This window comes from Halovibrio salipaludis (genome assembly GCF_002286965.1).
Classification (GTDB): Bacteria; Pseudomonadota; Gammaproteobacteria; order Pseudomonadales; family Oleiphilaceae; genus Halospina; species Halospina salipaludis.
In genome coordinates this window covers 68084-90452 of sequence record NZ_NSKD01000009.1, presented here as the reverse complement: position 1 = coordinate 90452, position 22369 = coordinate 68084, and the positions used below count along the sequence as shown (strand labels likewise).

The window sequence follows — 22369 nt, the reverse complement described above, 5'->3', positions numbered from 1 at the left end:
GCGGACTCGCCAGCCTGCGCATCAGACAGGCGCTTGCGCCAGTTGCAGAAGCTGGCATAGCCGATGCTCTGCTGCTTGCAGAACTGCATGGCTGACAAGCCGCTGTCTCGCTGTTGATCGACCAGGGCCTGCCATTGTTCGGGAGTGCGGCGTTTGCTCATGGGAGTAGTAACCTCGTATTGGAGAATTTGAGGCTACTGTAGGGCGCTATTCGCTGGAGTGGCAGGGTGTCTTAGAATGAACGCTTACATTTGAAAGTTGCAGCGCTGCTTTTCGGCACGCGATCCGGCGTGCTGGCATCGAGCTTCCCCAGGGGCAACTTACCCATATCTGTCGGCATACCTACGCGAGTCATTTCGTGATGAATGGGGGCGACATTCTGACGCTTCAGCGAATCCTGGGGCACTCGGATATTAAGCTTACGATGCGTTACGCACATTTGTCACCGGACCATTTAAGAAGCGCGATAGCGTATGCACCTATCGTTTAGCGCTCCATCAGGTATTCAAGCCGTACACCGGTTGCGGCTATTCGGATTCTTGTGCATTGGTAATTCCCCGCGCGACCCTGTTTGGAAGAACGTAGAGTATTTCTCCTAGGGCTCGTGCGAAATCTATGGCGCGTTGAGCGTCGTTCGTAGATGGGAGATGAGCATCCTCGTCAGCATGTCGTTGGTCATTGGCATCTAGACGGACATCATGTGCCCATTTCGCCATGTCACTGGTGATCACATGCTCTTGCGCAGCCTTTTCTATCCGCGAATACAAACTGCCTTCGGTATATCCCTTTAATTTCAACATGGCATCAACCGCACTCGCGGTCAGCATTACTGCGCCGGCCGGTGCGTGCAAGCTCTCAAGAGCTTGCTGTAGGTATGAGCGTGGTTTTTGAGGTATGTCGTCATCAACTGAACTTGAAGAAGGGTAACATTCCAGAATCTCTGAACTGAATTGAAAGGCGCTTGCTGTTACTACACCACCACACCGGCAGCACACATAAATTCCCCATGATCTTCTGTTCGCGCCGGCCTGGTCAGTTGTCTCAAGCTTGTACTTTTGCGATAGATTTGGAGTTGCAATTGAACAATGAGGGCAACGCGGCAACAGGAGATTTTGAGTAAGCTTAGGCATATATATCTCGACCTATTTCCTATAGCGGGCGATTTCTGGGCCTCAGTGACGTCGGTATTTTTGAACTGTACAAGACGCTTCAATCCGCCGGAGCCACAGCGTGCAAATCCTTTTATTAAAGAATACCTTAGTGACTAGCGAAGGTCATTCTATCAGGAGACGCGATTTAGCTGTATGAAGGAGGGCTGAAAACGGTAGACGAAATGTAGACACCCAGAAACAACAAAGCCCGCACGAGGCGGGCTAAGTCTTTGATATTTGTGGTGCCCGGAGGCGGAATCGAACCACCGACACGAGGATTTTCAATCCACTGCTCTACCGACTGAGCTATCCGGGCGACAACGGGGCGCTATTAAACCGGTTCGGAGCCCCCACGTCAAGAGCCGGGGCACGAACTGGCCTTATTCTTCCGGAGGTACGAAGCCGTCGGCCTCGTCGGACTCCTCATTGTTGAAGAATGCCTCCATCTGCTCCTGCAGGTATTCCCGCGCCTTCGGGTCCAGCATGTTGAGGTGCTTTTCGTTGATCAGGCGGGTCTGGCGGGCCTGCCATTCCTCCCAGGCCTGTTTCGAGATGTTCTCGTAGATCTCCTGGCCCTTGGCGCCCGGTAGCGGCGCGAAGTCCAGGCCTTCCATTTCTTGCTGGTATTTGCGGCAGAAAACGGTTCGTGCCATTGCGCGGCTCCTGGTTGCGACGTCGATCCGCGGGTCTCAGCCCCGCATCATCTTGCGCAGTTTCTTCATGAATGTCTTCTTTTTCGGCGGATAGACGCTGGGCTCGCCTTTCGGCCGTGTCTTGAAGCGGCGGTGTACCCAGAGGTACTGCTCCGGGTAGCGCCTGACCACCTTCTCGATCTCCTGGTTGAGACGGGTCGCGTTCTCGACCTCGTCGTCCGACGGGTAGTCCTCAAAGACCTCGGAGAAGTGCACGCTGTAAACGCCATTGCCTTCCCGGAACTGGCTCAGGAACAGCACCGTTGCACCGGTCTCTCGGGCAATCCAGGCGGGCGTTGTGAGCGTTGCGGCCTGAACGCCGAAGAACGGCGCAAAAACGCTGTAGCGGGGCCCGAAATCCTGATCACAACCGTACCAGACGATATTGCCCTCTTTGATGAAGTTGATCATCTGCCTCAGCTGGCGCTTGTTGAACGCAGCACCACTGAACTTGCGCCGGTTGCGCTCAATGACCGCGTCGAACAGCGGGTTATTGTTGGGCCGGTACATGTGGTTGAAGTCGAACACGGCATCCGCGAAGGGCCCGGCAAAATCCAGGATACTGAAATGCCCTCCCAGCATGAGGATGCCCTTGCCACGACGGCGGGCTTCCTCGAGGTGCTCCTTGCCGTGCACCTCAAGCCGCTCAATGTGGGGTTTCATGTTCCCCCACCAGGCCTTGGGGCTCTCAACGTAGCCCTTGGTGGTGGCGATGATGCTTTCACGGACCAGTTTCTCCCGCTCTTTCTCGGACATGTCCGGAAAGCACAGTGAGATGTTCGTGCGGGCAATCGTGCGCCGCTCCTTGCCAATCAGGTAGCTCAGCCACCCCAGACCCCGCCCGATCACCTGCAGTACCGGAAGCGGCAGATAGGCGAGCAGGCGCAGAACCCCGATCAGGATCCAGGTTGGCCAGTAGCGTGGATGGAGGAAACGCCGGTAATAGTACTTGGGATCAATAGGACGCACGAGTCAACTCTTATACCGCCAACTAACAGTGACTGGCCAGAATACCGATTCGATGGCAAACGGTGAAGCACATTGGGTACAATCCGCACCTTCACCATTGCTCTGGTTTTACGTTCCAGCCCGCAACGGAGGACAATCCGATGACGACCTACGCCGTCTGCGCACTCTACCGCTTCGTGCGCCTGGACGACTACGAACAGCTGCGTGAGCCGCTGCGCCAGTTCCTGCTGGACCAGGGCATCCGCGGCACCCTGCTGCTGGCCCGCGAGGGCATCAACGGCACCGTGGCCGGCTCCCACGATGCGATCGCCGCGCTCAAGGCACGCCTGGCCGAAGACCCGCGCTTCGACGGAATCGACTACAAGGATTCCGAGACGGACATCCAGCCATTCAACCGCACCAAGGTGAAGCTCAAGCGCGAGATCGTCACCATGGGCATGGACGGCATCGACCCGAAGCAGTCCGCCGGCACCTACGTGAAGCCCCATGAATGGAACCAGCTGCTTCAGGACCCGGAAGTCACGGTGATCGACACCCGTAACGAGTACGAGGTGGAGGTCGGCACCTTCCAGAACGCCATCAACCCCGGCACCGAGGCCTTCCGCCAATTCCCGGAATACGCGGAAAAGAACCTGGACCCGCAGAAGCACCGCAAGATCGCGATGTTCTGCACCGGCGGCATTCGCTGCGAGAAGTCCACCGCCTATCTCAAGGAACAGGGCTTCGAGGAGGTCTATCACCTTGAAGGTGGCATCCTGCGCTACTTCGAGGAGATGCCGGAAGAGCAGTCACTGTGGAACGGCGAGTGTTTTGTCTTCGACGAGCGTGTGGCGGTGAACCAGAACCTGGAGCGCGGCCAGTACGACCAGTGCCACGCCTGCCGGCGCCCGATTACCGAGGACGACAAGCAGTCACCAAAGTACCAGCAGGGCATCAGCTGCCCCAAGTGCTACGATTCGCTGACCGAGGAACAGATGGCGCGCTTCGCGGAGCGTGAACGCCAGATCCGCCTGGCAAAGGAACGCGGCGAGGCCCACGTGGGCGCCGAGGCGGCGGAGGTCATCGAGCAACGCCGCCAGGCCAAGCGCGCCAGGGATGAGGCCGGGGAAGGCTCTAGCTGAGAGCCTTCCATGCCCCTTCGAGCCGGTCCAGCGCCTCGTCCAGGTCCGGCATGGGAATGTTGAGCGGCGGCGCGAAGCGCAGCACCGTGCCGCCGGCCACCAGAACCAGCACACCGGCCTCCAGCGCTGCCGAAACAAAGGCCTTGGTATTCTCATCGTAGGGGGCAGCCAGCTCCGCCCCAATCAGCAGCCCCCTGCCTCGTACATCACGGAATAGTCCCGTCTCCTCAGCCATGGCCTCGAGCCAGTCAGACAGCCGCTGCTGGCGTTTAGCCACACCCTCCAGCACTTCATTAGTGTTCACCAACTCCAGCACACGGCGGGCCACAGCGCAGGCCAGCGGATTCCCACCGTAGGTGGTGCCATGGGTACCGACCGTGAAACTGGCCGCGATGTCCGCCCGCGTCAGCATCGCGGATATCGGAAAGCCGTTCCCCAGGGCCTTGGCCGTGGTCAGGATGTCCGGCTCCACGTGATAATCCTGGTACGCATAGAGCCGCCCCGTGCGGCCAACGCCACACTGAACCTCATCAAAGATCAGCAGTAGCCCGTTGTCATCACAGATCCGGCGAAGCTCGCGCAGGAACCCGTAATCCGCCGGGCGCACACCGCCCTCGCCCTGCACCGGCTCAACCACGATGGCGCAGGTCCTGTCCGAGATCTGCTCCTTCACCGACGCCGCATCATTGAACGTCGCATGCCGGACGCCTTCCGGCCCCGGACGGAAACCATCCAGGTACTTCGGCTGGCCGCCAACGGCCACCGTGAACAGCGTCCGGCCATGGAAACTGCCATCAAAGGCAATGATCTCGTGCCGGCCATCCCCGTGATGATCCCAGCTGTAACGGCGAGCCAGCTTGAACGCCGCCTCGTTGGCCTCCGCCCCGGAGTTCGCAAAAAACGCCTTCTCCGCAAACGTGTTCTCGCACAGATACTGCCCAAGCTTCAGCGCCGGCTCATTGGTCATGACATTGCTCACATGCCAGATCTTCGCCGCCTGCTCCTGAAGCGCTGCCATCACGCCGGGATGCGAGTGCCCCAGCGCCGTAACCGCAATCCCCCCGGCCAGATCAATGTACTCCTTCCCTTCCTGGTCCCAGACACGGGCGCCTTCACCATTCACCGGGATCACATCGCCGGGGGCGTAGGTGGGGACCATGACTTCATCGAAGGTGGCTCGGCTTACGGACGAATCACTCATTCGATCACTCTCTTTATCGGAAAATTTAGTCTTAGCGGCGTACAGCAGGGCGCCCTATGGAGGGCAGGTGGTACTGCTTACCGGGAAGCTCGGTCGCCAGGGATGGCGACCGCGCAGCGTCCAAGGATGGATTCATAGCGATTCCCGGTAAGCAGTACCACCTGCCCTCCCAGCAACATACAATCAGTCTTGATAACCGGAAGGCCAAACAACCTCAGGCCGGGGCACCCAGGGGCACTCAATCACCCGCAACCGGTGCGAGGGCGCCATCACATACTTCACCAGCAGCTTGTACGAATCCAGATCAAACGCCAGCGCCTCACGCCCCGGCTCCAGCTCACGCAGCGCCGCCTCACTGTGGACCGTCGCAAGATGCGCCCAATTATAAAGCACATGGATATCCGTTCTACCCATGGCCTCATTCGACTCCACGACCCCGATCGCCCCCTCCCAGGGCCAGGTCGTCAATTGCATGCTGTGAAAGGCAATCTGCGTGCGCAGGTTGTAGCGCGTCACATCCTCTTCGCCCTCACAGGCACCCCGGCACCGCCCCAGCCGCCGCTGGAAACACGGACCCGGGCCGCTCTCAAGCCCCAGCATCCGGTTGCACAGCTCATTCTTCTGGGCAGTGCCCTGGAGCGCCTTCTGCGCATCCTTCTTCGACCGGAAAAGTCCGTGATACTGGCCCAGACTTGCCGGATCAATCCGCCAGCTCAGCTCAGCGCCCAGATACCCCGCCTCTGTCTCCGAGAGCGCGATGCTCACCAGCCGTTTCGCCGCCCGGGAACGCCGGTTGTAGAGCGGTTTCAGGGTCTTGATCTGGTGCAGCTCCAGAAGAAGCGCGCCCAGCTCGCCGGCGGTCTCCGTCCAGTCCACCCGGCGCATGCTCTGGGAGAGCTGGACGCCCTTGCTGGTGTTGTGGTCCCCCGAGAAATGCGAGGCCACCCGCTGGCGGATGTTGGTGCTCTTGCCAACGTAAAGCAGGACGTCATTCTCCCCGTAAAAGCGGTAGACCCCCGGCGTATCCGGCAGCTCGTCCAGGATGTCCGGTGAGATATGGGAGGGGATACTGGGGCGCTTAAGCAGAGCCTGGATCGTCTCCGCCACCGGCTCCACGCCCTGCTCGGACCGGATCCGCTCAAAGAACTGGAACATGGACTCCACGTCACCCATGGCCCGGTGACGCGGCCCGGGCTCAAGACCATGGCGCTCGATCAGGGCATCCATGTTGTGGCGCCGGTATTCCGGATACAGCCGGCGGGAAAGCTTCACCGTGCAGAGCACCGGTGCCGCAAAGGCCTTGCCCAAACGGCGGAACTCCGCCTTGATGAAGCCGTAATCAAAACGCGCGTTGTGCGCCACGAAGACCGCATCACCCACCTTCTCCCGGAAGGTTTCGGCCACCTCTTCAAACCGCGGCGCTTCCGCCACCATCGCATTGGTGATGCCGGTCAGTGACTCAATGTAATGCGGGATGGTCTGCTCGGGATTGACCAGCGTCTGCCACTCCTCGATGACCTCACCATCCTCCCAGAGGCGAAGACCAATCTCTGTGACGCGGTCACCCGAGGCACTTCCCCCCGTGGTTTCAAGGTCGATAAAGGCGAGTTTCACAATACCTGCAGGCCTTTCTCAGAGCTGAACAATACGCATGCCACCCTATACTGGGACGTAATACTATTCGAACCCAGGCCGATAGCAGATCACAGCCCTACTGTTCCTGCCTCCTGAAGTAGGCCTTCACCTTCTTTACCCCGGCTATGTAAACGACAGCAATCAGAGGGATATAGACGCCTACTCCAAGGATTTTCCAGAAACCGGGTATCTCCGTGTCGATAAAAAGGATCAGGCCGACAATGCATAGCGCCCAATACGCAAATCCAAGGAGTTCATCCAGAAGGGTTAATTTGGATATGTAGTAAATGACCCCTTTCATTGCGTCCTCTCCTGCGTAACCGAGGAGTGTATGCTATCAACCTTCTCACGAAACTCCTTGGGAGACCTTTCAGCCAAAGCAATAGCCTCAACGTATTTTTCCAAGGGCCGCTCAACAATAAAATACAGCAATTGAAGGTCACCCTTACGCCGCAGCTTCCTATAAAGCTCTGGACTCTTCTTACGCAGTCGTCTTGATGCCCGAGATGATCTTTGCATGATCCCCTGCCCAATCAGAAGACCAATAGGCACACCAATACCAGTTGCAGAAGTGCCCGCTGCAACGCCAACCCTCATCGCAATGCTCTTATACACAGCGGTTGCAGCTATTGCGACAGCGATCCTAACAGCCACCGCCCTCGCCAACTTTTTGCCTATAACAAGTCGCCCCGCCGCATAAGCGACGCCCACCCGTGCCTCACTGGCAACCTTATTCAGGACCGGTTCCGGAAGATGGGAATAATAATTCTCCAGAACGTAATAGATCAGCTGATGCAGAGGACTTTTGGGATCTGTGATTCCATACTCCGCCACTTTCTGCAAAAGTTCGACCATTGCTCGGTTCTCATAGCCGATCTCTCCGACACGCCCATCTTCTCCCAGGCCATACCCCTGACCGGTCCTCTGAAAACCAAACACTATATCCTGACCAATGGCGTAAACACCGTTTCCCAGTGCAGAGCTAATATCCAGGGCTTCATCGACAACCGACATTCGAAACTCCTTTTATGCTGATTCTCTCTCAATCCGTGAGTGCAGACCTATCTCAGTGACACGCCTCACGACACTTCTATAGGTAATTTCAATACCGATAAAGGTGAGTTCATTGACGGGGTATGTGGGAGCAAAAGGACGCCCCATCATACGCTCCTTCGCTATCTCACGATGTTCACCCCGACTCTTCACTCGGGGCATGGGATCTCTCTTTCTGAGCCTGCTTTTCAAAGCCTCGCGCCACCTGCTTCGTAAAGAAGCTGTAGCCGGCTGCGAGTGCAGCGTAAGCCAGCAACATGGCAATCCCCAGGCTGATGCCGATGATCAGGGCGATTGTCTGAACATCCAGTCCCGTTTCAGGTGTCGCGGGGAAGAGCGGCCCGGGCAGGGCCAGGAGCAAGGCCAACATCAACACACTGAACAGTGAGTGCCCAACAAATGACCAGCGAACAAGGCGCTTGCGTTCAGACTTGGTGGGCTCACGCCCATGATCCTTTACGAACACATAGGATGGAACGGCGATGGAGAAAAAAAACAGAACGAGCGAGGGAGTACTGTCCGGGTCCAGATCAAGCCAGAGCGTAACCAACCCGAAAAGAATGACGAATGCGATGTTGGTGCCAAGTAACAGCCAAACGTACTTGGCTACGGGAGTATTCCCTTCCATAATCAACTCCTTCCTTGAAGTTTGTACTCACTGGTCGCATGTAACCTTTAGCCTAAGACGACCGAGCATCAAGATACGCGGTGGCCCGGAAACGTGCAAGGCGCCAGGGAAACAACAGGAACCGCATAACCTTATTTATAAAACCCATTTTGGTTGGAGCGGCTGCTTATATATCCTAGGCATAACCGACAACAACCCGCAGGAGGACATTCAATGACCCTCAGAATCGGACAGACAGCACCGGACTTCACCGCCCAGACCACCGAAGGCCAGATCAACTTCCACGAATGGATCGGCGACAGCTGGGCCATCATCTTCTCGCACCCGAAGGACTTCACACCGGTGTGCACCACCGAGCTGGGCTACATGGCCAAGCTGAAGCCCGAGTTCGACAAGCGCAACACCAAGATCATCGGCCTTTCCGTTGACCCGGTGGACAACCATGCCAGCTGGGCCAAGGACATTGAGGAAACCCAGGGCACCGCACCGAACTATCCGATGATCGGCGACACCGACCTCAACGTGGCCCAGAAGTACGACATGCTGCCGGCGGACGAGGAAGGCGAAGCCGAAGGCCGCACACCGGCTGACAACGCCACCGTACGCTCCGTGTTCATCATCGGGCCGGACAAGAAGATCAAGGCCATGCTCACCTACCCGATGACCTCCGGCCGGAACTTCGACGAAGTCCTGCGCCTGCTGGACTCCTGCCAGCTGACCGCCAAGGAAACCGTCGCCACGCCGGTGAACTGGAAGAACGGCGAAGATGTGATCATCCCGCCGAGCGTCAGCGACGAGGAAGCGCAGAAGAAGTACCCGGAAGGCTTCACCACCCACAAGCCTTACCTGCGCACGGTCAAGCAGCCGAAGTAACCACTCCGGCAGCCTGAAACAGAAAAACCCGGCCTTGGCCGGGTTTTTTTATTCCTGAAAGCCTAACAGGCTGGAGAGGAGAGTGCGGCCTGAGGTTTACTCCGCAGCCAGTGCCTCATGGAACATCGCCGGCGTACGCTCCGCCTCGACGATGCCGGCACGCACCAGGAAGTCCCCGAAGTATTCCCCGGACTCCCGCTCCGCCGCATACCGCTCCAGCATCGGATCGAGGATCCCCAGAATGGTCGCCTCGTCGATGTTCTCGCGGTAGAGCCGGTTCATGCGCTCACCCTTATGGTCCGCCCCCAGGTACAGGTTGTACTTGCCCAGAGCCTTACCCGTTAGGCCAATCTCACCCAGATAGGGCCGCGCGCAGCCGTTCGGGCAACCGGTCACGCGTACGTTGACCGCCTGATCCGAGAGGCCATGCTTGGCCATGAGCTCATCCAGCTTTTCCACCAGCGTCGGCAGGTAGCGCTCGGACTCCGCCATGGCCAGGGCACAGGTCGGGAAGGCCACGCAGGACATGGCATTGCGGGCCAGCGGCGTCGCCTTCGTGCCGTCGCGCAGACCGTACTGGTCCACCAGGGCCTGGATCGTATCCTTCTGCTCCGGCGTCACGTTGGCAATCACCAGGTTCTGGTTACAGGTCACCCGGAACTCGCCTGTATGCACCTTCGCGATCTCACGCAAACCGGTACGCAACGGATAACCGTCCCAGTCTGCAATCCGCCCACTGTCGATGTGCACGGTCAGATGATGGTTGCCGCTCTCACCTTCGACCCAGCCAAAGCGGTCACCGTTGTGATCGAACTCATAGGGCCGCGCCTCTTCCATCGGTTGACCGTGGTACTCGGTGAACTTCTCGCGGAGCCAGTCCAGGCCATGGTCATCAATGGTGTACTTGAAGCGCGCGTGGGAGCGGTTGGTCCGCATGCCGTGGTCACGCTGGATAGCGGTGATCGCCACGCAGGCATCCGCCGCCTGCTCCGCCGGCACGAAACCGGCGACAGTGCCCAGGCGCGGATAGGTCTCGGGCTCACCGTAAGTGGTGCCCATGCCACCACCGACCGCGATGTTGAAGCCACGCAGCTCGCCGCCTTCAACAATGGCGATCAGGCCGATGTCGTTGGCAAAGACGTCCGCGTCGTTCTCCGGCGGCACCGCCAGCGCGATCTTGAACTTACGCGGCAGGTAGTAGTAGCTGTAGAAGGGCTCTTCCTCCTCACCTACACGGTGCACGCACTCCTCGCCCAGCCAGATCTCGGCGTAGGCGCCCGAGCGCCACATCAGCCGTTCGCTGATCTCGGTGGACAGGCGATGGATCTCCGCATGCAGCTGCGACTCGTGCGGGTTCACGTTGGAGACCACGTTGCGGTTCACGTCACCGCAGGCACCCTTGGAATCAATGCCCAGGGCGTTCACCCGCTGCATCAGGGTCCGCATCTTGTTCTTGAATACGCCATGGAACTGGAACGTCTGTCGTGTGGTCAGCCGCAGGGTGTGGTTGGCACACTCATCGGCCACCTCATCCAGGCCCAGCCACTGGGTCGGTGTGAGCACCCCGCCCGGCAGGCGCAGGCGCACCATGTGCATGTACAGCGGTTCCAGCTTCTGCTTGCGCCGCTCATCACGCACGTCGCGGTCGTCCTGCTGGTAACTGCCGTGGAACTTGGTCAGCTTGGTGTCCGCTTCCGCGATGGCACCCGTGGCCTCATCCGCCAGGCTCTCCGCAATGGTGCCGCGCAGATAGCGACTCTCGCGCTTGATGATCTCGGCTTCTGGGAGTTTATCGGCCATCAGTACACATCCCGTTGGTAACGTTTCTCGCGGGCAAGATCCCGCAGGTATTCGGTGGCCTCATCACGGCTCTTGTTGCCTTCATGGGCAATCACGTCGATCAGGGCCTCGTTCACATCCGGCGCCATGGCATCCGCGTCACCGCAGACGTAGATGTAGGCGCCGTCCTGCAACCAGCTCCAGAGCTCGGTGGCGTAGTCCCGGATCCGGTTCTGGACATACACCTTCTCCTCCTGGTCCCGGGAGAAGGCCACGGTGAGGTGATCCAGCAGCCCCTGTCGGCGCCAAGCCAGCCACTCGCTCTGATAGAGGAAATCCATGTGGAAGTGCTGCTCACCGAAGAACAGCCAGTTCCGGCCCCGGGCACCACGCTCCTCGCGCTCCTGCATGAACGCCCTGAAGGGCGCCACACCGGTTCCCGGCCCGATCATGATGACAGGCGCATCATCATCTTCCGGAAGCTTGAAGTTCTTGTTCGGATCAATATACACCGGAACCGTGGCATCGTCTTCAAGCCGGTCCGACAGCCAGGTGGAGGCAACGCCCTCCCGTTCCCGGTTGTGGGATTCATAGCGCACCGCCGCCACGGTCATATGGACCTCTTCATCCACCGCCGCCTGACTGGACGCGATGGAATAGAGCCGGGGTGGCAGCTTGCGCAGCATGCCCGTCAGGGTATCCGCACCCAGCCCTTCCACCGGCCAGGTTTCAATCAGGTCCAGCAAATCACGGCCACGCATCCAGTCGGTCACACCCGCCTGGTCGCCCACCAGCTTCTGCAGTTCCGCATCCCCGCTGTAGGCCGCCCACTGCTCCATCAGCGGCTTCGTGAGCACGGTGATCTCGCGGTAGTGCGTCAGGGCCTTGGACAGAGTGGTCTGGGTCTCGCCCAGTGAGACAGTCTCTTCCGGGTCCAGCGCGAGCTTTTCAATGATGGCTGCCACCAGGCTGGGGTTGTTCTGGGGGTAGATACCCACGGCGTCCCCGGGCCTGTAGGTCAACCCGGAATCCTCCAGGGAAAGCTCAATGTGACGCGTCTCCTTGTTGGAGCCACGGCCGTTGAGCACCAGGTTCTCAAGCACCGGTGCCGGGAAGGGATTCTTGCGGTCGTACTGGGACTTGCCGGGCGCTCCACCCGCGGTCTGCCCACTGCCGGCGGAGACTGCCGCCCCCGCCTTCGCCTCGATGGCATCCAGCATGGCCGTAACCCAGGCCTCTGCCGGGTCATCGTAGTCCACGTCGCAATCCACCCGTTCAACCAGCTGGCTGGCACCCAGCTCCGCAAAGCGCGCATCAAAGTCCTTGCCGGTCTGGCAGAAATGCTCGTAGCTAGTGTCGCCCAGCGCCAGCACGCCGTAATGGACGCCCTTGAGCCCGGGGGCCTTGCGGCTGTGTATGAACTCGTGGAAGTCCAGGGCGCCGTCCGGCGGGTCGCCTTCCCCATGGGTGGAGGCGAGCACGGCCACGAAACTCTCGCTCTTAAGCTGGCGCGGTTTGTAATCCGCCATATCCACGACGGTGGCCTTGATGCCACGGGCGCTGGCCTGCTCGCCGAGCATCTCGGCCACACCCTCGGCATTGCCGGTCTGGGAGCCGTAGAGCACGGTCAGTGAGGGCGCTTCAGCGCTGGCCGCCGCAGCCGCAGCCGCCCCACCGGCGGAAGGTTGGCCGGTCTGGGCGGCACGCCAGCCGGCCAGATACCCGGAGAGCCAGTCAATCTGGTGACCTTCGAGATTACCCAGCACGTCATTGAGCTGGCGGGCCTGCTCGTCAGTCAGGGGTGAGTTGCTTGATGATAGAGTCATCAGGAATAAGCACCTGTTATCCAATAGCACGATTGCCTAAAAGGATAACAGGCAGAGGTTATCGCTTTAACCCATCTATGGGTCTTTTCTTATGGATTTTGCCGATATCGGATAATGGCTTACCGGGTGAGCACAAAAAACCCCGGTGGGAACCGGGGTTTGGGAGGGTGATGTAACGCCATTCTGTCAGTTATTCAGATACGCCCAGTCGAAGTACTGATGCAGGTCTTCGACCAGTGACTGCTCGGACGCTTCGGTCAGTTCAAACAACAGGCTCTGGTTGGTTGCACGCTTCATGGTCACCTCCTCAGGTTCCGTAAGGGCGAGACCGGAAAGCACACCCCGCTTTCAACCCGCTCCAGAGGGCTGACCGGCCTCGTAACCAGTCAGTTGCATGCAGTATGCCAGATCTTTTTCGCACTCATAATTGCATGTTTATGGAGACATTTTTCAAGAAACCCAACTGCCTTGGCATACCCTGGACTGCGCCAGGATAGCGCACAGACCGGTACCCGCGCCCCTTTAAGGGGCTAGAGCAGCAGTTCCCTAAGGTCCCCCAGGGTCTTCGACAGAAGGGTTGTGAAACGCGCCGCGTCCGCGCCATTGATAGCCCTGTGGTCGTAGGACAGCGACAGCGGCAGCATCAGCCGTGGCTGGAACTGGGCGCCATCCCAGACCGGCTCCATGGAGGCTTTTGAGGCGCCAAGAATCGCCACTTCGGGCGAGTTCACGATCGGCGTGAACGCGGTGCCGCCTATGCCCCCAAGGCTGGTGATGGTGAAACAGGCACCGCTCATGTCGTTGTTGGTGAGCTTCTTGTCCCGAGCCTTGCCGGCCAGCTCCTGGGCTTCTTCCGCGAGCTGCCAGATACTTTTGCGATCCACATCCCGGATCACCGGCACCACCAGGCCATTGGGTGTGTCCACAGCGATGCCGATGTGGCAGTAGTGCTTCTGGATGATCTGCTCGTTCGCCATATCCAGTGACACGTTGAACTGCGGATAGGTGGTGAGCGCATGGGCACAGGCCTTCATCAGGAAAGGCAGCAGCGTCATTTTCACGCCCCGCTTTTCGCCCTCGGTCTTGTGGTCCTTGCGGAAGGCTTCCAGGTCGGTGATATCGGCCTTCTCGAACTGGGTGACGTGCGGCACGTTGAGCCAGCTGCGATGCATGCCCTGGGCCGTCAGCCGCTGGATCTTGGTCATGGACCGGCGCTCGACCTCGCCGAACTGGCTGAAGTCGGGCAGCGGCACCTCTGGAATACCGGCACCACCACCGGCAGGCTTGCTGCCACCGGACTGAAGCTGGTTGCGCACCCAGGCCTGGACGTCTTCCTTGAGGATGCGTCCCTTGGGTCCGCTGCCCTTGATCTGTTGCAGGTCCGCGCCGAACTCGCGCGCGATGCGGCGTACGGCGGGGCCGGCGTGGACACGTTTGCCGGAGGGTTCGGCGGCAGAGGGTGGTTCGGGGCTCGGGGCCGGACTGGAGGCTGCTTGCTGGCTGCCAGTGTTATCGCGAGCGGAGCCCGCTCCTACAGTTTCTTCCTGCGCGCCGCTCTCTGCCGCGCCCTGCGCCTTGCTGCCTGTGCCTTGTTCCTTGCTTCCCGCTCCTTCGTCCCCACCACCTGCTACTTCCATCATCCCGACAACATCGCCTTCCTTCAGGGAGTCGCCCTCTTTCACGTCGAGACGGGTGATCTTTCCGGTGGCGGGAGACGGCATTTCGACGGTGGCCTTGTCGGATTCCAGCTCGAGGAGTGGATCCTCGGCATTGACGGAATCGCCCACGCTGACGAGCACGCTGACGATCTCCACCGAGTCCGCACCGCCGAGTTCGGGGACCTGGATGGTCTGTTCGCCGCCGGAGGTTTCCGCATCTGCGTTCTGGGGTTCATCGCCATCGCGAGCGGAGCTCGCTCCTGCAGATGCCTTATCGTCTCCTGTCGATTCCGCGTCATCCCCGGCCTGCTCGCTGTCGCCTGAGTCACCACCCTCGGCGGTATCCATCATGCCTACGAGATCCCCTTCCTTGAGGGAATCGCCTTCCTTCACATCCAGACGGGTGATCTTTCCGGCCGCGGGTGCCGGCAGCTCAACAGTGGCCTTGTCGGATTCCAGCTCCAGCAGTGGATCCTCGGTGTTCACCGAATCGCCCACACTGACCAGAACCCCGACAATCTCAACCGATTCCGCTCCGCCCAGCTCGGGAACCCGGATCTCCTGTTCACTCATAGTGCCGTGTCTCCTTCTGCCGCCGGATCAGGTGGACGCTGGATTGGGTTTGTCGCCATCGATGCCGTACTGGTTCATGGCCTCGATGACCGTGGCCTGCTCCACGGTGCCTTCCTCAGCCAGCGCGTTCAGCGCGGCCGTGACCACGTGGTAGCGGTCCACCTCGAAGAAGGATCGCAGGTTCCAGCGGGTATCGGAGCGTCCGAAGCCATCGGTGCCCAGCACATGGTAGGAGGCCGGCACAAAGGCACGGATCTGCTCGGACTGCAGCCGGATATAGTCCGTGGAGGCAATCACCGGCCCCTTCTGATCCTTAAGCTGGTCGTGCACCCAGGAGGTGCGGTTTTTCTTGTCCGGGTGGAGGCGGTTCCAGCGCGCGACGTGCTGGCCGTCACGGGCCAGCTCGCCGAAGCTGGTCACGCTCCACACGTCGGAGCCCACCTTGAACTCCTCCTTCAGCATCTGCGCGGCCGCCCTCACCTCGTTGAGGATGGCGCCACTGCCCAGCAGCTGGACCCGGGGCGCCTTGTCCTTCGCCTTGCCCGCGACGTTCACGGTTTCCAGCTGGTAGAGCCCCCGGATGATGCCTTCCTCCGCCCCTTTCGGCATGGGCGGATGGGCGTAGTTCTCGTTGAGCAGCGTGATGTAGTAGTAGATGCTTTCGTTTTCCTGGTACATCCGGCGCATGCCTTCCTGGATGATCACCGCGACTTCATAGGCGAAGGTCGGGTCATAGGTCAGGCAGTTGGGCACCACGTTGTGCAGGATCAGGCCGTGGCCGTCCTGGTGCTGGAGGCCCTCGCCGTTGAGGGTGGTGCGCCCGGAGGTGCCCCCCAGCAGGAAGCCGCGCGCACGCATGTCACCAGCCGCCCAGCACAGGTCGCCTACCCGCTGGTAGCCGAACATGGAGTAGAAGATGTAGAACGGCAGCAGCGGGTAGTCGTGGTTGCTGTAGGCGGTGGCCGCGCCGATCCAGGCGGACATGGCGCCCGCCTCGTTGATGCCTTCCTGGAGGATCTGGCCTTTCTTGTCCTCCCGGTAGTACATGATCTGGTCCCGGTCCTCGGGCGTGTACTTCTGGCCCTCGGAGGTGTAGATCCCGGTCTGGCGGAACAGCCCCTCGATCCCGAAGGTCCGGGCCTCGTCCGGCACAATGGGGACTACACGCTGGCCGACCTGCTTGTCCTTGAGCAGGATGGTGAGCATGCGCACGAACGCCATGGTCGTGGACATCTCTTTTTCACCGGTGCCTTCGAGCAGCTTGTCGAAGGTCTTGAGCTCGGGGATCTTGAGCGGGCTCGAGTCACGGCGCCGGCGCGGCAGGTGGCCGCCGAGCTCACGCCGGCGCTTCTGCATGTACTGCATTTCGGGGCTGTCCGCCGCCGGGCGGTAGTAGGGCAGCTGGTCGAGTTCGTCGTCGTTCACCGGCACGCCGAAACGGTCCCGGAACGCTTTGAGCGCGTCCTTGTCCAGCTTCTTCACCTGGTGGGCGATGTTCTGTGCTTCCGCGCCCTTGCCGAAACCGTAGCCCTTGATGGTGTGCGCCAGAATGACCGTGGGCTGACCCTTGTTGTTCACCGCTTCGTTATAGGCGGCGTAGACCTTGTAGGGGTCATGGCCACCGCGATTGAGCTGCAGGATATCCTCATCGGTGAGGTTCTTTGCGAACTCCGCCAGCTCCGGGGTCTGGCCGAAGAAATGCTTGCGGGTATAGGCCGGCCCCTGGCTCAGGTAGTTCTGGAGCTCACCGTCACAGGTGCGGTCCAGAGCCTCCTGGAGTACGCCCTCGGTGTCTTTCTCAAAGAGCGTATCCCAGTGGCGGCCCCAGACCACCTTGAGCACGTTCCAGCCGGCACCGCGGAAGATGCCCTCCAGCTCCTGGATGATCTTGCCGTTGCCCCGAACCGGTCCGTCGAGGCGCTGCAGGTTGCAGTTGACCACGAAGATGAGGTTGTCCAGGTTCTCGCGCCCGGCCAGGCCGATGGCGCCCAGGGTCTCAGGCTCGTCGCATTCGCCGTCGCCCACGAAGCACCAGACCTTGCGGTCACCACTTTCCACCAGCTCCCGGTTATGGAGGTACTTCATGATGTGGGCCTGGTAGATGGCCTGGATCGGGCCCAGTCCCATGGAGACGGTGGGGAACTGCCAGTAGTCCGGCATCAGCCACGGATGGGGATAGGAGGAAATGCCGTTCTCGAGGGTGTCCTGACGGTAGTGGTCAAGCTGCTCCTGGCTGAGCCGCCCTTCCAGGAAGGAGCGGGCGTAGATGCCCGGGGCGGCGTGGCCCTGGAAATAGATCAGGTCCGGTTCGCGCTTGTCATCGCCACCGTGGAAGAAGTAATTGAAGCCCACGTCGTAGAGGGTCGCGGCCGAGGAAAAGGTGGAAATGTGGCCGCCCAGGTCGCCGGGCTTCAGGTTGGCGCGCATCACCATGACCAGCGCGTTCCAGCGGATCAGCGAGCGGATGCGGCGTTCCATGAACATATCACCCGGCATGCGGGCCTCATCCGTGGGCTGGATGCTGTTGCGGAAGGGCGTGGTGATGGCATAGGGCATGGGGGTGCCGGCGCGGGTGGCCCTGTCCGAGAGTTTCGAAAGCAGGTACTCCGCCCTCTCAACCCCCTCGTACTCAATAACCGATTCCAGTGCCTCCAGCCATTCCCGGGTTTCGACTGGATCCTCGTCTTCGCGCATCAGGGCCCTCCTGCATCATGTCCATCGTGACGTGCTTCACATGACACTAACATAGTTCATAGCAGAGAGATTGCGTGTATTTGGTCACAGCCCAGTAACGGATATCCCTTATGGAATTGAACAATGATTGACCTTTCTTAACGAAATATTACACTTTGTATAGATATCTTCTCCCATGGATCCGGAGCTCCGCCATGAAAACGGGACACCAAACCCTCGCGGCCGCCCTGCTCAGTGCCCTCATGGTCAGCTCCGTCCAGGCGGTGGAAATGATGGACGAGTCAGCATTGGGTGGCATCCACATCAACGCCGGCAATGTCCTCAATATTGTCGGCCCTACGGCTGCCGGTGGCGACGCGCCCCCCATCCAGCAGACGGCCGGGGAGCAGGCCAGCGTGAGCATGGCGCTGGGGCTGATGGCGACTGAATCCAATCGCCCCTCCCGCCGTGTGGAGGATGAGCGGAACATTCTGTCTCTGGTGTTCCCGGAACCGGACTTCCCGGTCCCACGTCAGCGCTCGATCCCGAGCCCGGCCAGCGACGGCCAGACCCTGATCGTGATCAACCCGCCGGAATACCAGGTCCAGAGTTTCATCGAGAGCGTTCAGGGGCGGCCCGTGGTCAACACGGACTTTGATGTGCGGGTTCAGGAGATCCAGTGGCAGGGGGTCCGGTTCCCGAAACAGGCCATTTCCCGGGACGGGTTCAACCAGACCCTTTACGGGCTGGAATTCACTGGCTCGGGGCGCATGATGCGCAGCCTCGACTGAGCAGGCGCCGCCGGCATCACAGCAGCACCGTGACCACAAGCCCTGCCCAGACCAGGGCCAGCATTACGGGGAACAGACGCAGCACCCAGACGGTTGGCGAGACCCGCGCAAACCGGCTGGAAATCATCTGCAGGTGCGCAGGCAGGTTGACCACCGCCTCGCCCCCGTATTCCCCGAGATGGGCCTCCAGCGCAGCCAGTGCCGCCTTGCGGTTCTGGAGATAGAGTGTGCCGAACCAAAGCGCCGTGCCGAAAGCCAGCGCCACCAGGATGCCGATCACCCCCAGCAGCACAAAGATTGTTTCCGAACCAAGTGCGGTCACGGGCCCTGCCCCGTTCTCCAGCGCAAACCCGGCAACCGCTCCCAGGCCCACGTTGACGTAGAGCAGGTGATGCAGCTTCTGCCAGTTGAGCTGATCCTCATGGAGGTAGAGGCTCGAGGCGACATAGAATTCGTGGACCAGTATATCGACCCGGTTGTCTTCCACATTCCGGCGCTGCACCGGCGGTGTCACGTCCATCAGGAGGCGCTCCTGCACCAGATGCCACGCTGGCGACCATCAGGAGCATCCCGCTCGCAGCAGCGGGTAAAACCACTCTTTTCATGGAATCCGATGGAACGGGTGTTTTCAGGCTCAAGCACAATAGCCGCGTACTGCGGCAGGCCACTGAATTCTTCGCTCACAAAGCGATAAAGCGCGGTGGCGGCACCCCGGACGCTGCTGCCGCGCCGGCTGCAGATCTGCTTGATCAGCAGGAATGGACCCGGGTCATAGTCATGGATCGACAGGCTCACGGGATCATCCGGGCTGATGCGATCATCGGTGAGCGCCAGTATGAACGCCTCCACCTGCCCCTCATGCTCAAACACATAGAACGCGTTGGCGACCTGCGTGAACCGGCGGTACTCCGCGGGGGTAAAGTTGGAGACCAGAAACCCGTAGTCACGCGCCTCCGCGCTGCTCAGCCCCTGGAGAACCCATTGCTCCGCAAGACTGTGGATGGCGGGCACATCCTGGCCCGTCGCGGGACGGATCTCGGACATCAGGTACTACCTCCCTCGAATGAATCACGATCATAGCCAAACGGGCGCTTCCGCGCTAGGAACAGTCCTCATCCATGAAGTCCAGCAGGCGCTGGCGTACGTCCTGCGCCTGGGTACTCTGGATGTGCCCACCCTTCAGGCGCTGGAAGGTTTTCGGCTCACCAGCCGCCTCGTACAGGGCCCGGCCATGCTCGAACGGAATAATGCCATCGTCGATGCTGTGCATGATCAGAAGCGGCCGGGGTGCAATGCCGCCGATACGTGCGATCGGATTGGCCTCATCCGGCATGAGCGGCGCTACTACAAAGCTGAACGGCCAGAGCACCCAGCTCTTGCGCATCACATCCCGGGTAATGGTCTGATAGCTGGTGAATGGTGCCTCCAGGATGACGCAGTCGCCCTTGCCAGCGTTATCCTCGCGGCCCAATACCCCCGTTGCCAGCGACGCCCCCAGGCTCTGCCCGAACACCACCAGCGGAGGGTCCACACGATCCGCCGCGTAGAGCCAGTCCAGCCCCAGCTGGATATCCTTGCGGGCGCCAGCCAGATCCGGCTCACCCTCGGAAAGGCCGTAGCCCCGATAATCGATCAGCAACACCTGGTAGCCCTGATCGGGCAGCCAGGCCACGTTCATCAGGTGAGTGCTGATGTTCTGGGCATTGCCGTGCAGGTGATACACCGTACCGCGCACCTCGTCCGTGGCGGACGGCAGCCACCAGCCGTGTATGCGCTGGCCATCCGGGTGGATGAGGACAATGTCCTCGTAATCCAGCCCCTGGCGCGCCGGGTTCTGGACCCAGTCACTCATGGGCTGGAAAAAAAGGCCGCTGCAACCGCTCAGCCCAAGCAGTGCCAGCAGAAGGATCAGTCGAAGTAATAGCGCCATGAGAGATGGAACTCCGTTTCAGCCCGGTCCGGTCCGCCGTCCCGCTCAACACGGGCACGCAGGGCATGGTTGCGGCCCACGGGCACGTTGAGGGTGGCCGAAGGCCGATAGCGGCGGTCGTCGTTGTGATAGTACAGGCCTTCCGCCTCCAGCCCCAGCTGGAAACCATCAGCATACCAGAGCACCCCGGCCCGGGCGCCGGCGGCCGTGGAAACCAGCACATCATGCGCGCTGTTGTTCTCTGCCCTCGCCATGGCATAGGCGTAGGGGATGACGGACCCCATTTCCCAGGCAAGACCCGGGCCGCCCTGGATATGGCGGGTCAGGTGCCGCTTGCTGCCGATCAAGCGGCGATCCAGCCCACCGTTCACGAACCAGGAGACCGGTTTGCGGAACCGGTTGCGCGGCGCCAGGGACTTGATATTGACCACATCCAGCTGCTCCAGGGTCAGGTCATCGCCCTCAGTCCGGCGGATGCGGGCGTCGAAGGCTTCAATCGCCGCCCCGTTGAGATAGCCCTCCGGGTTGTCCAGCCAGTCGTGATAACTGAAGCGCGCCTGCAGCTCCCCGAACCCACGATCCCCCAGCATGCCGCCACCGGCGGCCAGCATCTTGGTGCCATGGCCTTTCTCCGGCGACACGGGCCGCTCCGGGTCGACACCGGAAACAGTGGGCGTGCGGTTCACCACCCGCAGCAGGGCAAGGCCACGCTGGGCCACTTCCTGGCTGCGCGCGCCCTCCCGGTTCTGCAGGCGAAGATAGGCATAGGCCGCCCGGGCGACCAGGTTCTGGCTCCGGGGCGCCAATGCCTGGAAGGCTTCTTTCTCGGCCACGGAGGCGTCCCGGGCAAGCGCCAGTGCCAGATCCTGTTCGCCGGCACTCAGGCGATCAACCAGTGCATCCAGCTCATTGGCCTTGGAGGGCCGGTACTCGACCGACTCGATGAAACCGGCACGGTCCAGTGAGCGCACCGTGTTGGCCGGCACCTCCGCAAAACGGAAGTCATCCATCAGGGTGCTTTCCGGCCGCGCCAGATGGATCAGTTCAAGCAAACGGAAGGAGCAGTTCTCGTCCAGGAACAGGTAATCGAATTCAATGTCCTCCAGCTCCCAGAGATGGGCAAGCAGCCAGTCCCGTTCGCCCTGGGTAAGGTTGAGCTGGTACTCCCACATGTCCCGGTTCTCAAGATGGGCGTAATCCCGGATCTTGTTCATGTAGGGCACATTGCTGAAGTAGCCGGGGTAACCCCCGAAAAGCCCCCGATACACGTAGAGGATGGAGTTCTCCTGACCCTGCACCGTGGCACCGAAGTTGATGGCGCGGGAAAGCCAGACCCCGTCCTCATCGTTGCCCCGGTCAATGCGCAGCAGGGTATGACCGAACATGGAGGAGGGACTGTTGAGGTAGGACGCGGGAAAGATCAGCGCCACCCGCTCCCCGGGCATGTCTCTCCGCCATTCCTGATAGTCACTGCAGTGGCTCAGCCCGCCATCATCCGGCCAGTCCAGTTGCCGGTCCAGAAACCGGTAGCGTGCCGGAAAATCGCAGCGTGCCTCGCTGCCCTCGGGCCTGAGCTGCTCAATGCTGGCCTCAAGCTCTGCATGAGCGTCAGTGGCACCGGATTCGTGCAGGAAGAACTCCGGATCATCGATGTAACTGCGCCCCTGGTACCGCCAGGTGGTCCCCTCATTGATGTGGAGAAGCGCCTTCCAGCGGGGATGCGTCGCCAGCTCCCCAGGCGTGGCTTGCGCCCATAACGGTGCACCTGCCAGCACCAGTATCAGTGCCAGATTTATTGATCTCATCAGTGATTTGC

20 protein-coding genes, 1 tRNA gene and 1 pseudogene are annotated in these 22369 nt (G+C 60.6%); 4 read left to right on the top strand and 18 right to left on the bottom strand.

Annotation, left to right across the window (positions count from 1 at the left end; translation table 11 throughout):
* A partial coding sequence (gene tnpA / locus CK501_RS17285) for an IS66 family insertion sequence element accessory protein TnpA (protein ID WP_408607578.1) occupies window positions 1–161 on the bottom strand: 161 nt, incomplete at its 3' end.
* Window positions 162–271: 110 nt separating this feature from the next.
* Between tnpA and CK501_RS14960 the strand changes: the two are divergent.
* Window positions 272–490 (top strand): annotated as a pseudogene (locus CK501_RS14960) (tyrosine-type recombinase/integrase); the annotation flags it as partial.
* A 37-nt stretch (window positions 491–527) separates the two neighbouring features.
* On the opposite strand, the gene CK501_RS14955 reads toward CK501_RS14960, so the two are convergent.
* From CK501_RS14955 to lpxL, 4 genes are all read right to left on the bottom strand, one after another.
* Window positions 528–1130 (bottom strand): DUF4145 domain-containing protein, encoded by a 603-nt coding sequence (locus CK501_RS14955; protein WP_095618549.1) that lies wholly within the window; start codon window positions 1128–1130, stop codon window positions 528–530.
* 261 nt (window positions 1131–1391) lie between these two features.
* Window positions 1392–1467 (bottom strand) — tRNA-Phe (locus tag CK501_RS14950).
* 64 nt (window positions 1468–1531) lie between these two features.
* On the bottom strand, window positions 1532–1804 hold the full coding sequence (locus CK501_RS14945) for an oxidative damage protection protein (protein ID WP_095618548.1): 273 nt from the start codon (window positions 1802–1804) through the stop codon (window positions 1532–1534).
* 36 nt (window positions 1805–1840) lie between these two features.
* A complete protein-coding gene (gene lpxL, locus CK501_RS14940; RefSeq protein ID WP_095618547.1) occupies window positions 1841–2812 on the bottom strand; it encodes an LpxL/LpxP family Kdo(2)-lipid IV(A) lauroyl/palmitoleoyl acyltransferase in 972 nt (323 codons plus the stop codon).
* A gap of 140 nt (window positions 2813–2952) precedes the next feature.
* Between lpxL and trhO the strand changes: the two genes are divergently transcribed.
* A complete protein-coding gene (trhO, locus tag CK501_RS14935; RefSeq protein ID WP_095618546.1) occupies window positions 2953–3933 on the top strand; it encodes an oxygen-dependent tRNA uridine(34) hydroxylase TrhO in 981 nt (326 codons plus the stop codon).
* On the opposite strand, the gene CK501_RS14930 is transcribed toward trhO, so the two are convergent.
* From CK501_RS14930 to CK501_RS14910, 5 genes are all read right to left on the bottom strand, one after another.
* Entirely contained in the window at window positions 3926–5134 is a 1209-nt protein-coding gene (locus CK501_RS14930; protein WP_095618545.1) for an acetylornithine/succinyldiaminopimelate transaminase, read from the bottom strand. The genes trhO and CK501_RS14930 overlap by 8 nt on opposite strands.
* Window positions 5135–5317: 183 nt before the next feature.
* Window positions 5318–6748 (bottom strand): exonuclease domain-containing protein, encoded by a 1431-nt coding sequence (locus tag CK501_RS14925; RefSeq protein ID WP_198949552.1) that lies wholly within the window; start codon window positions 6746–6748, stop codon window positions 5318–5320.
* Between the two features lie 97 nt (window positions 6749–6845).
* Window positions 6846–7070, bottom strand: coding sequence for a hypothetical protein (locus CK501_RS14920; protein WP_095618543.1), 225 nt, complete (start codon window positions 7068–7070; stop codon window positions 6846–6848).
* The gene (locus tag CK501_RS14915) at window positions 7067–7783 is read right to left on the bottom strand and encodes a hypothetical protein (RefSeq protein WP_095618542.1); all 717 of its coding nucleotides are present in this window, start codon (window positions 7781–7783) and stop codon (window positions 7067–7069) included. Before CK501_RS14915 ends, CK501_RS14920 begins: the two co-directional genes overlap by 4 nt.
* A gap of 175 nt (window positions 7784–7958) precedes the next feature.
* Window positions 7959–8450 carry an ABZJ_00895 family protein gene (locus tag CK501_RS14910; RefSeq protein ID WP_095618541.1) on the bottom strand — a complete coding sequence of 164 codons (492 nt, stop codon included), beginning with the start codon at window positions 8448–8450 and terminating at the stop codon, window positions 7959–7961.
* A 213-nt stretch (window positions 8451–8663) separates the two neighbouring features.
* On the opposite strand from CK501_RS14910, the gene CK501_RS14905 reads away from it, so the two are divergent.
* Window positions 8664–9323 (top strand): peroxiredoxin, encoded by a 660-nt coding sequence (locus CK501_RS14905; RefSeq protein WP_095618540.1) that lies wholly within the window; start codon window positions 8664–8666, stop codon window positions 9321–9323.
* Window positions 9324–9419: 96 nt separating this feature from the next.
* Here CK501_RS14905 and cysI read toward each other — a convergent pair whose 3' ends face one another.
* From cysI to aceE, 4 genes are all read right to left on the bottom strand, one after another.
* On the bottom strand, window positions 9420–11123 hold the full coding sequence (gene cysI / locus CK501_RS14900; RefSeq protein WP_095618539.1) for an assimilatory sulfite reductase (NADPH) hemoprotein subunit: 1704 nt from the start codon (window positions 11121–11123) through the stop codon (window positions 9420–9422).
* Window positions 11123–12928: an assimilatory sulfite reductase (NADPH) flavoprotein subunit gene (locus tag CK501_RS14895; RefSeq protein WP_095618538.1), complete on the bottom strand. Its 1806-nt coding sequence runs from the start codon at window positions 12926–12928 to the stop codon at window positions 11123–11125. Before CK501_RS14895 ends, cysI begins: the two co-directional genes overlap by 1 nt.
* A gap of 530 nt (window positions 12929–13458) precedes the next feature.
* Window positions 13459–15159: a dihydrolipoyllysine-residue acetyltransferase gene (gene aceF / locus CK501_RS14890; protein ID WP_095618537.1), complete on the bottom strand. Its 1701-nt coding sequence runs from the start codon at window positions 15157–15159 to the stop codon at window positions 13459–13461.
* 27 nt (window positions 15160–15186) lie between these two features.
* The gene (gene aceE, locus CK501_RS14885; RefSeq protein ID WP_095618536.1) at window positions 15187–17853 is read right to left on the bottom strand and encodes a pyruvate dehydrogenase (acetyl-transferring), homodimeric type; all 2667 of its coding nucleotides are present in this window, start codon (window positions 17851–17853) and stop codon (window positions 15187–15189) included.
* Between the two features lie 194 nt (window positions 17854–18047).
* Between aceE and CK501_RS14880 the strand changes: the two genes are divergently transcribed.
* Complete coding sequence (locus CK501_RS14880; RefSeq protein WP_095618535.1) at window positions 18048–18623, top strand: hypothetical protein; 576 nt, start codon at window positions 18048–18050, stop codon at window positions 18621–18623.
* 16 nt (window positions 18624–18639) lie between these two features.
* Here CK501_RS14880 and CK501_RS14875 read toward each other — a convergent pair whose 3' ends face one another.
* Genes CK501_RS14875 through CK501_RS14860 form a run of 4 tightly spaced genes read right to left on the bottom strand, consistent with a single transcriptional unit; the run spans window position 18640 to window position 22358 of the window.
* The gene (locus CK501_RS14875) at window positions 18640–19143 is read right to left on the bottom strand and encodes a hypothetical protein (protein WP_095618534.1); all 504 of its coding nucleotides are present in this window, start codon (window positions 19141–19143) and stop codon (window positions 18640–18642) included.
* On the bottom strand, window positions 19143–19667 hold the full coding sequence (locus tag CK501_RS14870; protein WP_095618533.1) for a GNAT family N-acetyltransferase: 525 nt from the start codon (window positions 19665–19667) through the stop codon (window positions 19143–19145). The genes CK501_RS14875 and CK501_RS14870 overlap by 1 nt, the downstream gene beginning before the upstream one ends.
* 55 nt (window positions 19668–19722) lie before the next feature.
* Window positions 19723–20553 (bottom strand): alpha/beta hydrolase, encoded by an 831-nt coding sequence (locus CK501_RS14865; protein WP_095618532.1) that lies wholly within the window; start codon window positions 20551–20553, stop codon window positions 19723–19725.
* Complete coding sequence (locus CK501_RS14860) at window positions 20532–22358, bottom strand: Lnb N-terminal periplasmic domain-containing protein (protein ID WP_095618531.1); 1827 nt, start codon at window positions 22356–22358, stop codon at window positions 20532–20534. The genes CK501_RS14865 and CK501_RS14860 overlap by 22 nt, the downstream gene beginning before the upstream one ends.
* Between the last annotated feature and the right edge of the window lie 11 nt (window positions 22359–22369).